The 17349-nt window shown below is 70.2% G+C and carries 15 protein-coding genes; 3 read left to right on the top strand and 12 right to left on the bottom strand.

Annotated features, from left to right (window positions below; genetic code table 11):
• The first annotated feature begins 184 nt into the window (after positions 1 to 184).
• Positions 185 to 1810: a chaperonin GroEL gene (groL, locus tag ACWEOO_RS32655; protein ID WP_355699573.1), complete on the top strand. Its 1626-nt coding sequence runs from the start codon at positions 185 to 187 to the stop codon at positions 1808 to 1810.
• A 210-nt stretch (positions 1811 to 2020) separates the two neighbouring features.
• On the opposite strand, the gene ACWEOO_RS32660 is transcribed toward groL, so the two are convergent.
• Together ACWEOO_RS32660 and ACWEOO_RS32665 are read right to left on the bottom strand one after the other, a co-directional pair.
• Entirely contained in the window at positions 2021 to 2968 is a 948-nt protein-coding gene (locus tag ACWEOO_RS32660; protein ID WP_452146312.1) for a glycoside hydrolase family 6 protein, read from the bottom strand.
• Between the two features lie 55 nt (positions 2969 to 3023).
• Positions 3024 to 3458, bottom strand: a complete 435-nt coding sequence (locus ACWEOO_RS32665; protein ID WP_452146313.1) for a ribonuclease domain-containing protein — start codon at positions 3456 to 3458, stop codon at positions 3024 to 3026.
• A gap of 215 nt (positions 3459 to 3673) precedes the next feature.
• On the opposite strand from ACWEOO_RS32665, the gene ACWEOO_RS32670 reads away from it, so the two are divergent.
• Positions 3674 to 4606, top strand: a complete 933-nt coding sequence (locus ACWEOO_RS32670; RefSeq protein ID WP_452146314.1) for a GNAT family N-acetyltransferase — start codon at positions 3674 to 3676, stop codon at positions 4604 to 4606.
• A 70-nt stretch (positions 4607 to 4676) separates the two neighbouring features.
• The gene (locus tag ACWEOO_RS32675; protein ID WP_452146315.1) at positions 4677 to 5138 is read left to right on the top strand and encodes a hypothetical protein; all 462 of its coding nucleotides are present in this window, start codon (positions 4677 to 4679) and stop codon (positions 5136 to 5138) included.
• Here ACWEOO_RS32675 and ACWEOO_RS32680 read toward each other — a convergent pair.
• The 10 genes from ACWEOO_RS32680 to ACWEOO_RS32725 are packed head-to-tail and all read right to left on the bottom strand — an operon-like array spanning position 5135 to position 17312.
• The gene (locus ACWEOO_RS32680; RefSeq protein WP_452146316.1) at positions 5135 to 5875 is read right to left on the bottom strand and encodes an FHA domain-containing protein; all 741 of its coding nucleotides are present in this window, start codon (positions 5873 to 5875) and stop codon (positions 5135 to 5137) included. The two genes, ACWEOO_RS32675 and ACWEOO_RS32680, sit on opposite strands and share 4 nt — an antisense overlap.
• On the bottom strand, positions 5872 to 7149 hold the full coding sequence (locus ACWEOO_RS32685) for a vWA domain-containing protein (RefSeq protein ID WP_355699579.1): 1278 nt from the start codon (positions 7147 to 7149) through the stop codon (positions 5872 to 5874). Before ACWEOO_RS32685 ends, ACWEOO_RS32680 begins: the two co-directional genes overlap by 4 nt.
• A gap of 28 nt (positions 7150 to 7177) precedes the next feature.
• Positions 7178 to 8233 (bottom strand): protein phosphatase 2C domain-containing protein, encoded by a 1056-nt coding sequence (locus ACWEOO_RS32690; RefSeq protein WP_452146317.1) that lies wholly within the window; start codon positions 8231 to 8233, stop codon positions 7178 to 7180.
• Positions 8230 to 10575, bottom strand: a complete 2346-nt coding sequence (locus ACWEOO_RS32695; protein WP_452146318.1) for a tetratricopeptide repeat protein — start codon at positions 10573 to 10575, stop codon at positions 8230 to 8232. Before ACWEOO_RS32695 ends, ACWEOO_RS32690 begins: the two co-directional genes overlap by 4 nt.
• Positions 10572 to 11687, bottom strand: a complete 1116-nt coding sequence (locus ACWEOO_RS32700) for a hypothetical protein (protein ID WP_452146319.1) — start codon at positions 11685 to 11687, stop codon at positions 10572 to 10574. Before ACWEOO_RS32700 ends, ACWEOO_RS32695 begins: the two co-directional genes overlap by 4 nt.
• Positions 11687 to 12682 (bottom strand): glutamate ABC transporter substrate-binding protein, encoded by a 996-nt coding sequence (locus tag ACWEOO_RS32705; protein WP_452146320.1) that lies wholly within the window; start codon positions 12680 to 12682, stop codon positions 11687 to 11689. The genes ACWEOO_RS32700 and ACWEOO_RS32705 overlap by 1 nt, the downstream gene beginning before the upstream one ends.
• The gene (locus ACWEOO_RS32710) at positions 12679 to 14010 is read right to left on the bottom strand and encodes a hypothetical protein (protein ID WP_452146321.1); all 1332 of its coding nucleotides are present in this window, start codon (positions 14008 to 14010) and stop codon (positions 12679 to 12681) included. The genes ACWEOO_RS32705 and ACWEOO_RS32710 overlap by 4 nt, the downstream gene beginning before the upstream one ends.
• Complete coding sequence (locus ACWEOO_RS32715) at positions 14007 to 15425, bottom strand: AAA family ATPase (RefSeq protein WP_452146322.1); 1419 nt, start codon at positions 15423 to 15425, stop codon at positions 14007 to 14009. The genes ACWEOO_RS32710 and ACWEOO_RS32715 overlap by 4 nt, the downstream gene beginning before the upstream one ends.
• Complete coding sequence (locus tag ACWEOO_RS32720; RefSeq protein WP_359927472.1) at positions 15422 to 16000, bottom strand: hypothetical protein; 579 nt, start codon at positions 15998 to 16000, stop codon at positions 15422 to 15424. The genes ACWEOO_RS32715 and ACWEOO_RS32720 overlap by 4 nt, the downstream gene beginning before the upstream one ends.
• A 37-nt stretch (positions 16001 to 16037) precedes the next feature.
• Positions 16038 to 17312, bottom strand: a complete 1275-nt coding sequence (locus tag ACWEOO_RS32725) for a toxic anion resistance protein (protein ID WP_452146323.1) — start codon at positions 17310 to 17312, stop codon at positions 16038 to 16040.
• Positions 17313 to 17349 lie beyond the last annotated feature (37 nt).

Consider the following 17349-nt stretch of genomic DNA (forward strand, 5'->3'; position numbering starts at 1 on the left):
TACTTGGTTAGCACTCCATGGGTGAGAGTGATAAGAGCTCGCGCCCGGCGGAGTGTGCAAGAAGACGGCCTCGATGAGGTGCCGGAGTTGCGGCGGGACATGAGCGTCGCGGTGCCGGTGCCGTCCGTCGCGGGCATCGAGCCGGCTGGACCACAAAGACTCGACGCGGGAGGACTCGCGGAGAATGCCCAAGCTGATTTCGTTCGATGAAGAGGCGCGCCGCGGCCTCGAGCGGGGAATGAACACCCTCGCCGACGCGGTCAAGGTGACGCTCGGCCCGAAGGGCCGCAACGTCGTGCTGGAGAAGAAGTGGGGTGCACCCACGATCACCAACGACGGCGTCTCCATCGCCAAGGAGATCGAGCTCGAGGACCCGTACGAGAAGATCGGGGCCGAGCTCGTCAAGGAAGTTGCCAAGAAGACCGACGACGTCGCGGGTGACGGTACGACGACCGCCACCGTGCTGGCCCAGGCTCTCGTCCGCGAGGGGCTGCGCAACGTCGCCGCCGGCGCCAACCCGATGGGCCTGAAGAAGGGCATCGAGAAGGCGACCGAGGCCGTCAGCGAGCAGCTGCTGTCGCTGGCCAAGGACGTCGAGACCCGGGAGCAGATCGCCTCGACCGCGTCGATCTCCGCCGCGGACACCCAGGTCGGCCAGATCATCGCCGAGGCGATGGACAAGGTCGGCAAGGAAGGCGTCATCACCGTCGAGGAGAGCAACACCTTCGGCCTCGAGCTCGAGCTCACCGAGGGTATGCGCTTCGACAAGGGCTACATCTCGCCGTACTTCGTGACCGACACCGACCGGATGGAGGCCGTCCTCGACGACCCGTACATCCTGGTCGTGAACAGCAAGATCGGCAGCATCAAGGACCTGGTCCCGGTGCTGGAGAAGGTCATGCAGACCGGCAAGCCGCTGGCGATCATCGCCGAGGACGTCGAGGGCGAGGCCCTGGCCACCCTGGTCGTCAACAAGATCAAGGGCACCTTCAAGGCCGTCGCCGTCAAGGCGCCGGGCTTCGGTGACCGCCGCAAGGCCATGCTCGTCGACATCGCCGTCCTCACCGGCGGCGAGGTGATCTCCGAGGAGGTCGGCCTCAAGCTCGACACCGTCGACCTGGAGCTGCTCGGCCAGGCCCGCAAGATCGTCGTCACCAAGGACGAGACGACCATCGTCGAGGGCTCGGGCGACGCCGACCAGATCACCGGCCGGGTCAACCAGATCCGCGCCGAGATCGAGAAGTCGGACTCCGACTACGACCGCGAGAAGCTGCAGGAGCGGCTGGCCAAGCTGGCCGGCGGCGTTGCGGTGATCAAGGTCGGCGCGGCCACCGAGGTCGAGCTGAAGGAGCGCAAGCACCGCATCGAGGACGCCGTTCGCAACGCGAAGGCGGCCGTCGAGGAGGGCATCGTCGCCGGTGGCGGCGTGGCGCTGCTGCAGGCGTCCGTGGTCGCGTTCGAGAAGCTGGAGCTCGAGGGTGACGAGGCGACCGGTGCGGAGATCGTGCGCAAGGCCGTCGAGGCGCCGCTGAAGCAGATCGCCGTGAACGCCGGCCTCGAGGGCGGCGTCGTGGTGGAGAAGGTCCGCAACCTCGAGCCGGGTCACGGTCTGAACGCCGCGACCGGTGAGTACGTCGACCTGATCGCCACCGGCATCATCGACCCGGCCAAGGTGACCCGGTCCGCGCTGCAGAACGCGGCGTCGATCGCGGCCCTGTTCCTCACCACCGAGGCCGTCATCGCCGACAAGCCGGAGAAGGCCGCGGCCGCTCCGGGCGGCGCGCCCGACATGGGCGGCATGGACTTCTGATCCCCTGAAGTCCGCACAGCACACGCAGTAACCAAGCGGCCCCGAGCTCACGCTCGGGGCCGCTTGCCGCTCCCGCCCGAACTGCTCCGCGCGCTGGCCATTTCAATGGTCAACCTCTGAAATGGCACCTTCGCTGCGCGTATGCGAGGTGTGAACGGGCCGTCTCGGAGGTTAACCACTCAAACGGCTCTGGGGCGGGCGGCCGGTGGGTCAGGTGCCGGTGATCAGACGGTGGGCCAGGAGGGGGGAGAAGGTGCGGGTGGGGAGGTCCGGGGTGAGGCCGCAGGGGCCGTCGGATTCGCCGGGGGTGCGGAGCCAGAGGTGGAGGTCCACGGGGGCGGCGGTGCGGGCGGGGGGTGTGCCGAGTTTGCGGGTCGGCGGGTTGCAGGAGCTGCCGTCGGAGCCGTTGCCGTTGCGGCTGGTGTCGACGACGTAGTGCGTGCCGCCGCCGAGCGCCTGCAGGATCTCGTTGCCGCGGGCTACCGACTGGTCGGTGGTGAAGTAGTTCGCGGTGTTCAGGGCGAACCCGCGGATCTTGCCGACATCCGCGAGCCGCAGCCGGCGGGCCATCTCCTTCGCCTCGCCGGACGTCACGTTCCCGGCGTCGAGGTACGTCCAGGTGTTCGGGTTCTTCGCCGCGAAGACCCCGACGGCGTACTTCAGCAGGGCGATCCGCCCATCCCACTCCGCCGGCGGGTAGCAGTCGAGTCGCGCCAGCGCGTCCGGTTCGAGCACCACCACCGCGGGCCGTGCTCCGACTCCGGCCGACACGGCCGCGATCCACGTCCGGTACGCCGCGTCCGACGCGGCCCCGCCGCCGATCCCGCACTGGCGCCCCGGCAGGTTGTCCGTCACCAGCACCGGCAGTTTCCGGGCCTGGTCCGCGGCCGTCGTGTACGCCGTGACGCCCGCCTTCACGTCGCCGCTCCACGCGCCGACCCATCGCGCCGACGCCTGCGCGGCGATCTTCGACGCGAGCTCGGTGTCCTCCGGGTGCCGTCTGACGTAGGCCGCCGCGGAGGAGGCCGGGTCGACGTAGAACCCGATGGTCAGCTTCAACGGATCACCGGTCGCTTCGGCCCGCCCGGACTCGGGCGGACCGAAGGCGAGCAGCGCGGCGGTCAGCAACAGCGCGGTCGTGAAACGCAGAGTCGGCATCGGTGAAGGACCCTCCTGATCACTCAACGTGCCGACGACATTACTCGCAGACAGCTCAACTGTTCTCGTCGACCTCGCAGAACGAGGAGTAGTGGTCGGCGGTGTAGTAGACGTGCTCGGGCGTGGTCTTCGCCCCGCCACCGACCAGCCGGCGGGCGCCCCGGTCGGGGGAGCCCGGCGTGATCACGGTGTACTCGTGGTAGTAGCCGCTCGACTCCGACGGCAGGATGCCCTCCCGGTTCGAGAAGACGGTGCCGTCCTGGTCGTACGGGAACGGTCCACCGGAATGGATCAGGTCGAGGGTGTCCGAGGCCTCGGGCGGCAACGAACTCAAAGCACAGGTGTCGATCGCGGCCGGCGAGCTGACGACGGACACGGCGGCAGTGGTGGGGGCTGGGGCGGCGTAGGCCGCGGAGCCGGAGGCGACTGTTGTTACAGAGCCGAAGGTGGCAGTGGTTGCCAGGGTCACGGCGGCGATGAGGGTTCTCATGCCCGGAGGCTTCCCGTGGGCAGCGGCGTCGGTACATCCCAGCTGTGAATAACAGGTGGACTATGACCCCGTCGTACCTCTAGAGTCTGGCGCGGCGAGAGAGATCCCGGAGTGGAAGGAGCGACCGATGAACACACTGACTTGTTTCCCGGCGCGCCCGATCCACTCGCACAGCTCGCACTGAGCGGAGCAGCGCGCCTCCTGCTGGAGGATCTGTGACCATCCGCACCACCGTCGAGGCCGACCTCGACACCATCCTTGCTCTGATCGAGCAGCAGTCCGTCAACACCGTCACCCTCGACCGGTACCGCGAATACGTTGCCGCGGGCTACTACAAGCACGACTGGAACTGGGTCGTCGAGGAGAACGGCACGATCCAGGCCCTGGCGATCTGGTGGGGCCTCCCGGGCGAGACTCACCCGTACAGCATCGACGGCCTCTACTACGCCGGCGACGGCGACCCGGTCCCGGTGTGGACCGAGCTGCTGAAGAACGCCGTCGCGTCCCGCCCGGCCGATGCCGAGCCGCCCGAGTACCACTTCTTCCTGGACGGCGACTGGCAGGACCGGCCGGACGTCGTCGCGGCGCTCGAGCCGCGGGCCCGCGCGGCTGCGGCGGTCGGCATGAACACCGTCACCGACCGGCTGCGGTACGAGTGGAAGCCGGCGTACGGCCTGCCGGAGCGCTCCACCCGGCTCACGTTCGGGCCGGCCGACGACGAGGCGTTCGCCGACGTGTTCGTGCGCGTCAGCCAGGGCAGCCTGGACGCCGCGACCGCGCGGGAGATCGCGCGGCTGGGCGCCGAGGGCGCGGCCCGGGAAGAGGTCGCGATGTACAAGTCGATGCCGGGTGACCGGGACCTGTGGCGGCTGGCGTTCGACGGCGACGGTGACCTGGTCGGCTTCGCGCTGCCGACGGCGAACGCGGGCGGGCCGGTCGTCGGGTACCTCGGCGTCGTCCCCGAGCATCGCGGCAAGGGGCTGAGCGACGACCTGCTGGCCGAGATCACGCACCTGCTCGCGGAGACCGGCGCCGAGCAGATCCGGGCCGACACGGACTTCGGCAACATCCCGATGGCGAAGAGCTTCGATCGCCAGGGATACCGGAACTTCGCGGTCCGCCGCGTGCTGTCGTTCCCGGAGAACTAGCCCGAGGTACTGACGCGCCACGCCCGGATCCCTATGCTCCCTGACATGTCAGAGAGCTCCGGGGGAGCCGATGCGTGACATCGCGTTGATCCTGCATGTCCTGGCGGGGGTTGTTGCCGTCCTGTTCGGCCCGTTGGCGATCGTGCTCACACTGCGCCGCCGCGGGCTGAACTGGGGCGGCGAGGTGTACCACTGGGCGATCGCGCTGGTCTGCCTGACCGCGCTGGTGATGGTGCCGTACGACTGGGCGCGGCTCTGGTACTTCTGGCCGATCACGATCGCGTCGTACCTGTTCGTGTACGTCGGCCAGCGCGCGGCCGAGGCGCCCGGCGGACTCTGGTACCGCGGCGTGCTGCGCGGGTACGGCGGCGGCTGGGTCGCACTCTGGACGGCGATCGCGGTGGTCTCGCTGCCGCACCAGTGGTGGGCGTGGCTGATCCCGATCGTGATCGGCTCGCCCGTGATCGAGTGGCTGTGCTTCAACCCGGCGCCGGGCTGGACCCAGCAGGCCCAGCCCGGCCACACCAGCTAGGCCTGGCCGGCCTGCTCCTCCGGCGTCGCCTTGCGGACCACGAGGCGGGTCCAGGCGCCGACGTAGATGCGGTCGTCCGGGTTCAGCTCCTGGCGCTGGCCCGGGATGATCGGGGTCTCCGGGAGCGGCCCGGCCGCGGACGCGACATACGTGCCGTTGGAGGACTGCAGGTCCTCGACCCACCAGCGCTGGCCGTCCGTGGTCAGCTGCGCCTGCCGGCGGCTGACGCCGGTGTCGTCGCCACAGTCGATCTCCGGCGAGATGCCGCGGCTCTTGGACGGCCGGCCGATCAGCAGGCTCTTCTCGGTCAGCGCGATCACGGCCGGCAGACCAGGTGACGGACACGGGTCGTCGCTCTGCTGTACGGCGTACCAGTCGGGGTCGACCCAGCGCTCGACGACCCACTCGGCCACCGCGGCGGGCGCCGGCGGGGGCGGCGGACTCGCCGGGTCGGGGCCCAGGTCGAGCGAGGACGCCGGCCGCGGCATCGTCCCGGTGGTGAAGTCGTAACCGCAGCTCTCACAGAACAGCGCGTCGGCTGCCGCCGGCTCGGAGCAGTTCGGGCAGGTCTGGCCTGCCGGTGCCGGAGCCGGGGTAGCAGCCGGGCCGGGCGCCGCGACGGCCGGAGCCGGGGTGCCGGCCGCTGCCGGAGTCGCGGCGGCGCCGATCGGCAGGCCGCAGACATCGCAGTAGTCGGTCGACGTGGAAGGGTGTCCGCTCGGACAGTTCACGGTCATTTCCGCACCCGGGTGGTCTTGGTGGAGGCTGTGTCCAGCGCCATCTCGTCGGCCTTCTCGACCGTGCGCTTGAGCCGCACCGTACCCGTTTCCTGGTCGTCGATGTCCACGACCTTGCGCAACCGCGTGGTCGCTTCCTCGTTGCCGGTCGCCGCGGCGAGTTGCACGGCCCGGCCGAGCTTGGTGGTCGCGGTCGCGGTGTCGCCCGCGGCCTTGGCGGCCAGACCTTCCTGGATCGCCTGCGCCAGCTCGGTCTGTCCGGTGTAGTGCGCGACCTCCGGGCTGATCCGGGTGGTGAGCGCCTCGTCCGCGGACCACAGCGCCTTCACCAGACCCTGTGCGACCGTGTCGTCGCCGAGCACCAGCTGCACGCGCGCGGCGAGCTGCTCCTGCCCGACCGCCTTCGCGGCCAGCCGGATCGCCACGTGGTAGTCGCGGGACTCGTCGCCCCACGAGCCGGTCGGGTACGACCCGGTCAGCGGGTTGACCGCCGTACGGCGCGACGTCAGGTCCTCGACCGTCGGCGCGACCTGCCGGACGAACAGCACCTCGGCGCCCTGCGGCGCCCAGACGCGCAGATCCGCCTGCGCGACACCGCGGCTCATCGCGTTCTGGATGATCTTGGCGAACTCGGCGGCCAGCTGGTCCGGCGCCGGGATGATGTCGACGGTGCCGAGCAGCGCCTGCGCGATCCGCCGTACCTCGTCGACCTGCCAGGCCACGCCGACGCCGCGGGCGTCGCACTGGAACTGGCCGGTGACGGAGGTGATCGCCTGGGTCAGCGCCTCCGGGGTCTCGTGCTGGTTCTCGCCGTCGGTCAGCAGGAGCGCGTGCTTCTGCGACAGCGACGGCACGGTGGCGAACACCCGCGAGGCCAGCCGCAGCCAGGTGCCCATCGCGGTCCCGCCGTCGGCGTAGAACCGGGACACGGCGTCCTTGGCGGCCTGCCGGGTGTACGGGTCCATCTTGACCATCACCGGCTCCGCGGAGGGCGGGAACGCCAGCTGCGCGCGGTCGTTGCCGGAGATCACCGCGAACCAGACGCCGTCGAGGATCTGGTCGAGCGCGGTCTGCGCGGCGTACGCGGCGGCCTGGACACCGTCGCGGCCCATCGAGCCGGAGGTGTCGACGATGATGATCTCACCCGCGTCGCCGCTGCCGGACTGTCCCGCGGCGCCGGCACCGGTGCAGTTCACCGTGACGATGGCGTGCACGTCGGTCCCGCCGTCGGGCAGGAACTCGTTCTGGTAAACGGTGGCGGTGAAGTCGGCCATCTCGGTCCTCTCCTTAGGTCCGCGCCGGTCAGAGACGCGCGAGCGCGACGGTGATGTTGTCCTGGCCGCCCTGGGCGTTGGCCCAGTCAACCAGGGCGGACGCGGTGGCCTTCGGCTCGCCTCCGTGGTCCGCAGCTGTCTGACGTACGAGGTCGGCCAGCGGTGCCGCCTCGGAACAGTAGTTCCACAGGCCGTCCGAGCACACCAGCAGCCAGCCCGGCCCGGTCACGTGCAGCGTCGTGGTCCGCGGCGTGTGGTCCGGCGCGTCCTTGCCGAGCCAGCGGGTGATCGCGTGCGCGTGCGGGCCGGACTCGGCCTCCGCGCGTGACACCCCGGTGGCGATCAGCTCGGCCGCCCACGAGTCGTCAACGGTCAGCGCGATCGGCTCGGCCGTGTCCGGGAACCAGTACGCCCGGCTGTCGCCGACGTTGCCCGCCACGAGCAGCCCGTTCTCGAGGACGGCGGCCACGAACGTGCAGGACGCCGGGTTCGGGCTGTCCGGACTGGTGTTGTCGAGTACGGCGTCACTCGCCGCGTCGGCCGCCGCCTTCAGCCGGGCCGCGACCGCCCCGGCCCGGGAGGTCTCGATGCCGAGGCCCTGCGCGTGGCCGGCCTCCAGCACGTCACGCGCCGCCCGAGCGGCCGCGAGCGAGGCGACATCGGAGTCGAGCGACGAGCTGACGCCGTCGCAGACCACCAGCAGCGCCCGGCTACCCGGCTCCGCGTCCGCCGCGATGGCCATCGCGTCCTCGTTGCGGCTGTGCCGGATGCCGCGGTCGCACACCCCGGCCACCCACGGAGCGGGCTGCTCCTCGAAGTGGTCCCGCGGCTTGGCGGCCTTGGTGCCGCACGTCTCGCAGTAGCCGTCCGCGCCGATGGTGCCGCCGCACGACCTGCAAGGACCCACCGCCTCCACGACGGCTGCGGTGATCTCCACCGTCGGCTCGGTGTCGGTGTCCAGCGCCGGGGAGGTCGGAGCAGCGGCCCCCGGCTTCAGCTCGGTGCCGCAGGCTTCGCAGAACAGGTCGGCCTCGGCCACCGGCCCGCCGCAGTTGGGGCAGACCGTGTCGGTCGAACTCGTCATCGCAACGTCCATCCTCGAACCTCGTTCGCCCAGTCGACCAGGACGATCCGTTCCGTCCGGGTCGGGGCCTGGTCGGCCAGAAACCGGTACGTCGCCTCGAGGCCGTCCCGCAGGGAGGACTCGGTCGCCGCGCGGCCGTCGATCCGGAGCGCTTCCTGTGGACCGGACTGCTGGACCTCGGTCAGCGCCGTCCGGAACACGTCTGCGGCCAGGTTGGCCCGGTCGACCGGGTCGATGGTCAGCGTCGCGATGCTGTCCATCGCCTGGGCGAGCGCGGGAAGGCCACGCCCCGATCCTGCCAGTAGTCCGGCTCGCTGGCGACGAGCCCGCACGTACGCGCCGCTGGTGCGGGGCACCAGGTCGAGCGCCGCGAGCGCGCCGTCCACGTCACCGCGCGAGGTCCGGATGTCGGTCAGACCGAACGCGGACGGGGCGATGTAGTTGGCGTCGGTGCGTGCACAGGTCAGGTAGAGGCCCTCGGCAACGTCGAACTCGCCGCTGTGCTCACAGGCGATTGCCAGGGCCAGCTTCGGCGCCAGCTCACCCGGCACCTGGCCGTAGACGGCGTTGAACGCGGACTGAGCGCTGGCGGAGTCACCACGGGCAAGTGCGACCAGCCCGGCCATCCAGACCGCTCGCCACTCCCACGGGTCGGCGTTGAGCAGGTCGGCCACCGCGGTGTCGACCATGTCGTAGCGGTCCGGCCCGACCTCCAGCGCCGCCTCTGCGATCTCCAGCAGCGTCTGCGGCGACTGCTCCGGCGCGTCGATGAGCAGCTCCAGCCGCTTGGCCGAGTCCGGCACACTGACCGTCTTCAGCCAGCCGGCCATCTTGTCGCTGTCGTCCGGCGCCAGCGACGGCAACTGCTGCCAGGGCAGGGCCGCGTCGCCCAGCCCGAGCGACTTGTCGCCCGGCGTACCGAACAGCAGCGACGAGGCCGAGTGCTGCGCGGCCTTGACGCCCTGCTTGTCGGCCACCACCTCACGCAGTACGCCGAGCAGCTGCACGCGGAACTCGTCCGCGGACTGGAAGCGGTCCGCCGGGTCCTTCGCGCACGCCTTGGCCAGCAGGCGGTACACCGAGTCGTACTTCTGGAACAGCGGTACGTCGCTGACCGGCGGCAACGAGTCGACGTACCGGCTCTGGTAGCCGCGGAACTCCATCGCCAGCACGCACAGCGTCCGGCCGAGCGTGTAGATGTCGGAGGCGATCGACGGGCCGACCTCGGCCACCTCGGGCGCCTGGAAGCCGACCGTGCCGTAGATCGCCGAGTCCAGGTCGTCGATCCGCCGGACACCGCCGAGGTCGATCAGCTTGACCGCGTCACCGACCTGGATGATGTTGTCCGGCTTGAAGTCGCAGTACACCAGGCCGAGGTCGTGCAGGTACGAGAACGCCGGCAGGATCTCCAGCAGGTACGCGATCGCCTGGTCGATCGGCAGCGCGTCGTACTGGCCGTTGTTCGCGGCCATCCGCTGCTTGAGCAGGGTCTTCAGCGAGGTGCCGCCGACGTACTCCATCACGATGTAGCCGGCGCCGTCGTGGGTGACGAAGTTGTAGATCTCGACGATCAGCGGGTGCTCGACCCGGGCCAGGAACGTCTGCTCGGCGATCGCCGCCGCCACCGCGTCCGGGTCCTCGGAGTTCAGCAGGCCCTTGAGCACGACCCAGCGGTCCGAGACGTTCTTGTCCCGGGCGAGGTAGATCCAGCCGAAACCGCCGTGCGCCAGACAGCCGGCCACCTCGTACTGGTCGTTGACCAGCTCGCCCGGCTGCAGCTTCGGCGAGAACGAGAACCGGTTGCGGCACTTCGGGCAGAAGCCCTCGGTGCGGCCCGGCTGCCCGTTGCGGGAGCGGCCGACCGGGTTGCCGCAGTTCGGGCAGTTCCGGCGGTCCTCCGGGACCATCGGGTTGGCCAGGATCGCCTTGCTCGCGTCGATCGCGGGGATCGACGGGACGTGCGTCAGTCCGGCGCCGAGCCGCGCCCCGCGCAGCCGCGTGGACGACGTACCGAGCTTGCGGGTCAGCTTGGAACCGGCCTGCGCCGCCCGCGCCGAACCGAGCGGCGTCGAGGCCAGGCGGTTGGAAGCGCGCGAGACGGTCGACACCGTGCTGATCGGATCCGGGTCGGCCGCCGTACCGCCGTCCGGCGCGGGCGAGCCGCACACGTCGCAGTAGCCGTCGACGTAGGTGCCCGTGCAGCCGGGCTCGGTGCACTTGCCGGTCGCGGGGGCAGCGGCGGGTGCGCTCGCTGCCTTGCTCGGCGCGGCGGGGGAGCCGCAGACGTCGCAGTACCCGTCCACGATGGTGCCGGTGCAGCCGGGCTGGGTGCAGGTCGTCATTTCGTTCCTTCCAGGTAGGCCTGGTAGGCCGCTACCAGTGCAGCGAGGCGAGGCAGGTCGACCGGCTCGTTCTCGATCGCCGCTCGGCCGCGCCGGTACAGCTCGCCGAGATCTTCGTTGCCCGGAGCAACACTTGCCGCCTTCACCTGATACGCGTCCAGCAGTTGGGCCAGCTCGTCGCGGCGTTGCAGCGCGCCGCCGTACGCCGCCTGTGCCTGGCCGAGCGCCCGCCGGACGGCGTCCAGCCGGGTCAGGTACTTCTCCAGCTCGGCCGGGGTGTTCGGCACCGGTCCGAGCGCGGTCACATCGGGTACGGCGAGGCGCGGGGCGGGACTGACCGTCGCGACCGCCTTGTCCGCGAGCGCGCGGACCGCCGTACCTTGTGCCTCGAGCTCACCGCGGAGCGTGCGGGCCCGCGCGACGTCGGCGGCGCGCTCCTTGCGGGTGGCGGCGCCGACGATCAGGTCGCGTTCGACCTTCGCGGCGTCCATCTCGAACGGGCCGATCAGCCCGCCGATGTCCGCGCCGCGCTTGTTGCGGTCGGCAAGATCCGTGAGCCGCCGGTCCAGGTCGTGGTGCTTCGCGAGCGCGTCGTTGCGGGTGTTCGCCGGCTCCAGTTTGACCAGGTCGCTGATCCGCTCGACCTGCGCGCGCAACTGCCGCAGCCGGGCCGCCAGGTCGGCGTCGCCCGGCTCGAGCGCGAGCTTGGCACGCAGCGTCGCCGCCAGCGCGTCCGACAGCTTGCAGGCCTCAGGCAACGAAACCGCGAGCGACCCGCCCGCACCGCCGGCGTCCAGCCCGCCCCAGATCAGCGCCGAGATCTGCTCGGTCTCCTTGGCCCCGACCCGCCCCGAGTCCCAGGTCACCAGAATCAACTCGTACCGATCCGAGACCGCCTTCCAGACCGTCATGCTGAGCACGACATCCGCACTCAGCGCATCGGCCTCGGCCGAGTGCAAGGCAGCCTGATCCAGCTCGTCCAGCTCAGCCTTCCGCCGATCCCGCCACTCCCCGAGCGCCCCCAAGAAGCCAAGCAACTCCGCCGCCGGAACCCCGCTCCCCATCTTCCCCGGCGGCACAGGCGCCGACACAATCGGCGTACGAACGGTCATCAGCGACCGTACTCAGGAGTCGGCGGAGCCTTCAGCGCACCCAGGTCTGTGCCGAGCCACTTGCTGTAAGAGGTCATCCACTCGGACGGTCCAGCGGCGGTCGGCTTCTTCATCTGCTCGAGGACGCCGTTGACGAACCGGACGAAGTCGATGTTCTCCTTGTTGATGCCGAGACCATACGGTTCATCACTGATCCGCTCGTTCAGCACCTTCGCGTACGGGTCCTGTGCCGCGTCACCGGCCAGGACCGTGTCGTCACCGCTGATCCCGTCGGCCTTGCCCTGCTGGAACAAGACCAGGCAGCCGGTATCGGTGTCGGCGGTGACGGGCTTGATCTGCGGGTTCGCCTTCTTGAGGTTGTCCAGGCTGGTCGAGCCGGCCGGAGCGCAGATCGTCTTGTTGGACAGGTCGGCAAGCTTGGTGGCTGTGGAGTCCAGTTGGACGAGGGTCTTCTGCCCGGACCGGTAGTACTCCGCCGAGAACGCGATCCGCTTCCAGCGCTCGCAGTTGATCGTCATGTTACGGGCGACGATGTCGACGCTCTTGTTCTCCAGCAACGGGATGCGTTGCGGGCTGGAGATCACGCGCAGTTCGAGGTTGGGCTGTTGGCCGGGTCCCCGCTTGCCGAAGATCGCGTCGGCGACGGCCTGCACCATGTCGATGTCGAAACCTTCGATCTTGCCGGTGATCGGGTTCCGGGCGCCGAGGTGCAGGCTGTCCGCGGAGACCCCGGCGACCAGCCGGCCACGCTCCTGAATCTTCGCCATCGTCGAGTTGGCCGGCATCTGCATCGGCGCCGGCAGCGGGCCCTCCGGTGCGTAGGACTGCAGTTCGGTGGCCTTCTCGGTCTTTGTGCACGGCGGAGTCGCCGCCGGCGCGGAGGACGACGCCGGTGCTTCAGGCTCCGCGGGAAGCTGGGTGGCGGCGTAGTTTCCGGTGCTGCAGGCGGTGAGGAGTAGGGCGGTGGTGGCGGCGATCGGGATCAGTTTCTTCATCGGTACTCCTCCAGGCGCTGCGACATGCCCCACGCGACCAGCAGTGCGGCGACGATACCGATCGGTATCCCGAGCCACCCGATGGGAGGCAGGCCGTCGCGGGCGTCGGTCAGGTCGCCGGCGACGGCGTCGCTGCTCGCGGTCAGTTGTTGCGACGAGGAAGCGTCGAAGGCGGCGAACGTCTGCGCCGAGTCGTTGGTGCCGGCCTTCTCGCCGCCGACGGCCATCACGACTGCGCCGTCCCAGTTGCCGCTGGAGTCGGCCTCGCGGACCTTGCTGTGCACCTGCTTGTACTCGGCCCAGGCCTGCTGGAGGCCGTCGGTGGTGCCGGACGACTTGCCCAACTGATTGTCGACCTCTGCGGCGGCGGTGTTGTACGCCTTGTCGAAGGCGTCGCCGGAGCCGCGGGCGATGAGGGTGAGGCTTTCGTTGGAGCGGGCGTCGTACGCGGCGATGCGGGCTCGGGAGAGCGCGAGCGTGCGTTCGTACTCGGAGTTGCGGGTGTCCTTCGCGGCACCGGAGGCGCTCGCGAGGGAGACGCCGCCGATGACCGTGGTCAGCAGGACGAGGGCGGCGCCGGCCGCGATCGGGAGGTTGAGGTAGCGGTGCGTACGGCGCGCCAGCCAGCGCAGGGTGATCACGAGGACCACCAGGCTGAGGAGGCCGCCGACGAGGATCCAGATGGTGCCCTTGCTGATGCCGTCGAACTCGGCGTCGACGCGCTTCTCGTTCGCCTCGACCAGCGCCTTGACCAGCGGGAGCGAGTCGTCCTGGAGTACCGAGTTCGCGTCCTTCAGGTACTGCGAGCCGATCGGGAGGCCCTGGCGGTTGTTGGCGCGGGCCTGTTCGATCAGGCCTTCGTAGGTGATCAGCGTCTTGTTCAGCGCGCCGAGGACTTCGCGGTCCGCGGGCTGTGCGCTCGCGGCGTCGGCGATCAGCCCGGCGGCCGCGGCCATCGAGTTGACGAAGTGCGCCCGCTGTTCGGGCGGCTCGAGCCCGCCGACCAGGAACGCGTTGGTCGCGTCGGCGTTCGCGCTGACCAGGTTGGTGTGGATCGCCTGGATGCGGACGAGCTGGGCGGTGTTCGCCTGCGCGCGCTCGAGGGAGCCGTCGGACTGGCTGAAGCCCTGCGCGGCGGCGAGCCCGAACACCACGCTCATCGCGGCGGCGAGGATCAGGAACGCGCGCATCCGGCCCGGCGTACCTTCGAACCACTGCGCGACCGCGCCGCGTGGACCGGCGCTCCGGGCGTTCGGCGCCTGCCCGGCCGCACCCTGCGGCGGGGCCGCCGCCACACTCGGGGGCGGCGCACTCTGCGTCTGGGTCACGCCTCTTCTCCTTGCTCCTGCTCCGTTACGTCCGAAGGACCGGCGACATGTTTCGCCAGTTCTTCGGACGTAAGTGAGTCGGATGGGTCGTCTGTGAGGTCCTCCGCGTGGATCTGACGCAGCTGGTCCCTGGTCGGTGCCTTGACGTCCCGGAGGCGCCAGGCCTGGCGGCCGATGGCGGCTTCCAGGATGTTGCGGGCGAAGCGCCCGTTGCCGAAGGAGCTGTCTCGTGGGGTGACCGCGAGGATCTCGTGGAACTCGTCGACCGCCTCCGGCACCAGCTCGTAGTCGGCGGCCTCGGCGAGCCCGGTGAGGATGTCGGTGAGCTCGTCGTCGCTGTAGTTCTCGAACTCGATGGTGGTCCGGAACCGGCTCGCCAGCCCGGGGTTCGCGGCGATGAACACTTCCATCGGTTCGGGGTACCCGGCAACGATCACGACCAGGTCGTCGCGCCGGTCCTCCATCTCCTTCACGAGCGTGTCGACGGCCTCCCGCCCGTACTGGTCGGCGCCCAGGTCACCGGCGGTCAGGCTGTACGCCTCGTCGATGAACAGCACGCCGCCCGCGGCCGAGGCGACCACGTCGGCCGTCTTCGTCGCGGTCTGCCCGAGATACCCGGCGACAAGCTCGGACCGGTCGACCTCGACCAGCTGCCCCTTCGACAGCAGGCCGAGCGCCTTGTAGATCCCGCTCACCAGCCGCGCGACGGTCGTCTTCCCGGTCCCCGGATTCCCCACGAAGACCAGGTGCCGCGTGATCGTCGGACTCTTCAGCCCTGCCTCGGTTCGCAGCTTCTCGACCCGCAGTACGGCGACCTGCCGGTGCACCTCCTGCTTGACCCGGGCCAGCCCGGTCAGCTCGTCGAGCTCCGCCAGCAGCTCCTCGACCGTCTTCACCGGAGCAACTTCCTCCGCCGGCGTCGTAGCCACCGCAGCCGCCTCGGTTGTGCCGGCTGCGGCAGCGGGTGCGTCCGCGGTCGGCGGCACCTGCACAGGTCCATGTCCGACCTGCAGCGGCCGCGCGCCCGCCGCCTGCAGTTGTGCAGCAGCCGCGACCGAGGCATTGCCCACGACCCGCATCGTCGGTTCGCCCAACGTGCAGGCAGCGGAAGCCACCTCCGCGAGCGCCTCGGCGTACGCCGATTTCTCGGACGAACCGTTGGCGATCAGCTCGGTGAGTACGGCGGTGGGCGCGCCCCGCCAGCGACGGCCGCGAACGGCGGCGTCGAAGAAGTCCTGTGTTGTTCCGCCCGGGACCGCCTTGCCCCAATCCGCCGAAGCGCCCGGCGCCGACTCGGCCAGGGCCGCTGCGAGCGACAGCGCCTCGCTGCGCGCGGTGTCTTCGGCGACGCCGGCCCGGCCCGCCACGGTGAGGAGCGCGGACAGCGCCTCCTGAAGTCCCCCCGCGCCGCTCATGACCCTCCTCGTCCAGGTGGTGGTGCCAACGGTCCCGCCCCGGGATCGGGTGGCGGGGTCGACGCGGTCGGTCCGAGGGCCAGTCCGCCGCCGGTGGAGCCGGTGCCGAATTTCTCCTGCAGGAACCTGCCGTGGGCGATCAGCGCCGCCGCGTCGGCGCGGTTCACTGCGTCGAAGACCTTGTCCATCGTCGCGGCCAAGAGGTCCAACTGGTCGATCAGGATCATCAGCGACGTCTTGCCGCGGTCCACCGGGCGGGTGTCGGCCCACTGCCGCGGCAGCCGCAGGTACCCGCCGATCGCCTCCGGCAGGTAGTCCGTCGCGGTCGCCATCACGGAGTACGCCTGCACGCTGCCGCCGAGGTTGCCGAGCCGCGGGATCGTCTCCCGGACGACGCGCACCACCCGTGCGACGCGGGACGCCACCACAGCCGGTACGGCGCCGCCCGCGACCAGCTGCTCGACCCGGACCAGCGCCGCCAGCAGGTCGTCGTTCGTCGGCGGCCCGGGAACCGGCGCAGGCTCGGGCTCCTCCTTGCGACCGGTCAGCCGCGCGAAGAAGTCACCCAGAGCCAACGCCGTACCCCCTTACTTCCTGTTGCTTTCCAGTGACTCAGCGACCGAGGTTGAGGTCGAGGCTGCCGTGCACGACCTGCTGGTTCTGCTGGGCGACCCGGTCCAGGTACGAACGGGACTTGGTCACCTCGGTCTCCAGCGTTCCGATCGTCGCGGCCATGTTGTCCAGGGCCTCCACCTTGAACGTGTCGATCGCGTCCATGGTCGCGTAGATGTTCGCGAACGCGGCCTGCAGCTGCGGCAGCCCGATGGTCGCCGACGCGGCCTGCTGCTGGATCGCCACCGAGTTGTCCTTCAGCATCTGCGAGGTGCGCTCGATCATGCCGCTGGTGGTGGTGTTCAGCGCGGTGATCTGGTCGAGCACGAGCTTCTGGTTGCCGAGCGCCTGCGCGACGATGACCGCCGTACGCAGCGCCGACACGGTGGTCGTGGACGCCCGGTCGACGCCCTTGATCAGCTCGATGTTGTTCTTGATCACGATGTCGATCGCGAGGTAGTTCTGGATCGACACGGCGAGCTGGGTGAGCAGGTCCTGGTGTTTCTGCCGGACGTAGAACAGCACGTCCTCGCGGAACGCCTTCGCCTTGTCCGGGTTGGTCGCCTCCAGCTCCGCGATCGCCGCGGACAGCCGCGCGTCGAGGCGCTCGGCGACGTACACGTACTGGTTCAGCCGGGTCATCGCGTCCCAGAGCTGCTGCTTCTCCAGGTTCAGCGCGGCGTTGTCCTTGCCGAGCTCGTCCTGGCCGTTGCGCAGGCTGTGCAGGATGCCCTCGAGGTGACTCTGCGCGGTCTGGTACTTGCGGAAGTAGTCCTCGATCTTGTCCCCGAACGGGATCATCCCGAGGAACTTCTTCACCCCGGTGGCTTCCTTCGGGTCCAGCTCCTCGACCGTACGGCGCAGCTCGAGCAGGGTCTTGCCGACCGTCGACCCCTCCGACAGCCCACCCTCCTGCAGCGCCCGGACCGGCGACTGCAGCAGCCGGTTCGAGCTCTCGGCCGCAGCGCGGATGTCGACGTCACCCATGCTGCGCACGTCGCTGGCCTTCGCCGCGAACTCCGGCGACCGCGGCTCGGCCGCCATCAACGCGGTCAGGAACGTGTCCACCTTGCCGTCCAGCCCCGGCAACGCGGCCGGGTCGACAGCCGGCGCCATGCTCGGCGCCGCAGTGGCCGCAACAGGCTGTGACGGCGCCGGGGCGGTCAGTATCAACCCCGGCGCGGTCGCGGTCGGCGGCTGCAGCGGCATCGCCGCCTGCGCTGCCGGCTGCGCGCCCGTGGCGCCTCCACCTGCTGCGTTGTCTGCTTCGGTCATCGTCGTTCCCCTCCGGTGGCCTCCGCGAGGCGTCCCC

The sequence above is a fragment of the Kribbella sp. NPDC004138 genome (assembly GCF_053603655.1).

Excerpts from the sequence above, each read along its gene's own strand:
- ACWEOO_RS32715 (WP_452146322.1), bottom strand. The coding sequence starts at position 15,425 with ATGAGCGGCGCGGGGGGACTTCAGGAGGCGCTGTCCGCGCTCCTCACC.
- ACWEOO_RS32705 (WP_452146320.1), bottom strand. The coding sequence starts at position 12,682 with ATGAAGAAACTGATCCCGATCGCCGCCACCACCGCCCTACTCCTCACC.
- ACWEOO_RS32725 (WP_452146323.1), bottom strand. The coding sequence starts at position 17,312 with ATGACCGAAGCAGACAACGCAGCAGGTGGAGGCGCCACGGGCGCGCAG.
- groL (WP_355699573.1), top strand. The coding sequence starts at position 185 with ATGCCCAAGCTGATTTCGTTCGATGAAGAGGCGCGCCGCGGCCTCGAG.
- ACWEOO_RS32700 (WP_452146319.1), bottom strand. The coding sequence starts at position 11,687 with ATGACCGTTCGTACGCCGATTGTGTCGGCGCCTGTGCCGCCGGGGAAG.
- ACWEOO_RS32695 (WP_452146318.1), bottom strand. The coding sequence starts at position 10,575 with ATGACGACCTGCACCCAGCCCGGCTGCACCGGCACCATCGTGGACGGG.
- ACWEOO_RS32675 (WP_452146315.1), top strand. The coding sequence starts at position 4,677 with ATGCGTGACATCGCGTTGATCCTGCATGTCCTGGCGGGGGTTGTTGCC.
- ACWEOO_RS32690 (WP_452146317.1), bottom strand. The coding sequence starts at position 8,233 with ATGACGAGTTCGACCGACACGGTCTGCCCCAACTGCGGCGGGCCGGTG.
- ACWEOO_RS32680 (WP_452146316.1), bottom strand. The coding sequence starts at position 5,875 with ATGACCGTGAACTGTCCGAGCGGACACCCTTCCACGTCGACCGACTAC.
- ACWEOO_RS32660 (WP_452146312.1), bottom strand. The coding sequence starts at position 2,968 with ATGCCGACTCTGCGTTTCACGACCGCGCTGTTGCTGACCGCCGCGCTG.
- ACWEOO_RS32665 (WP_452146313.1), bottom strand. The coding sequence starts at position 3,458 with ATGAGAACCCTCATCGCCGCCGTGACCCTGGCAACCACTGCCACCTTC.
- ACWEOO_RS32685 (WP_355699579.1), bottom strand. The coding sequence starts at position 7,149 with ATGGCCGACTTCACCGCCACCGTTTACCAGAACGAGTTCCTGCCCGAC.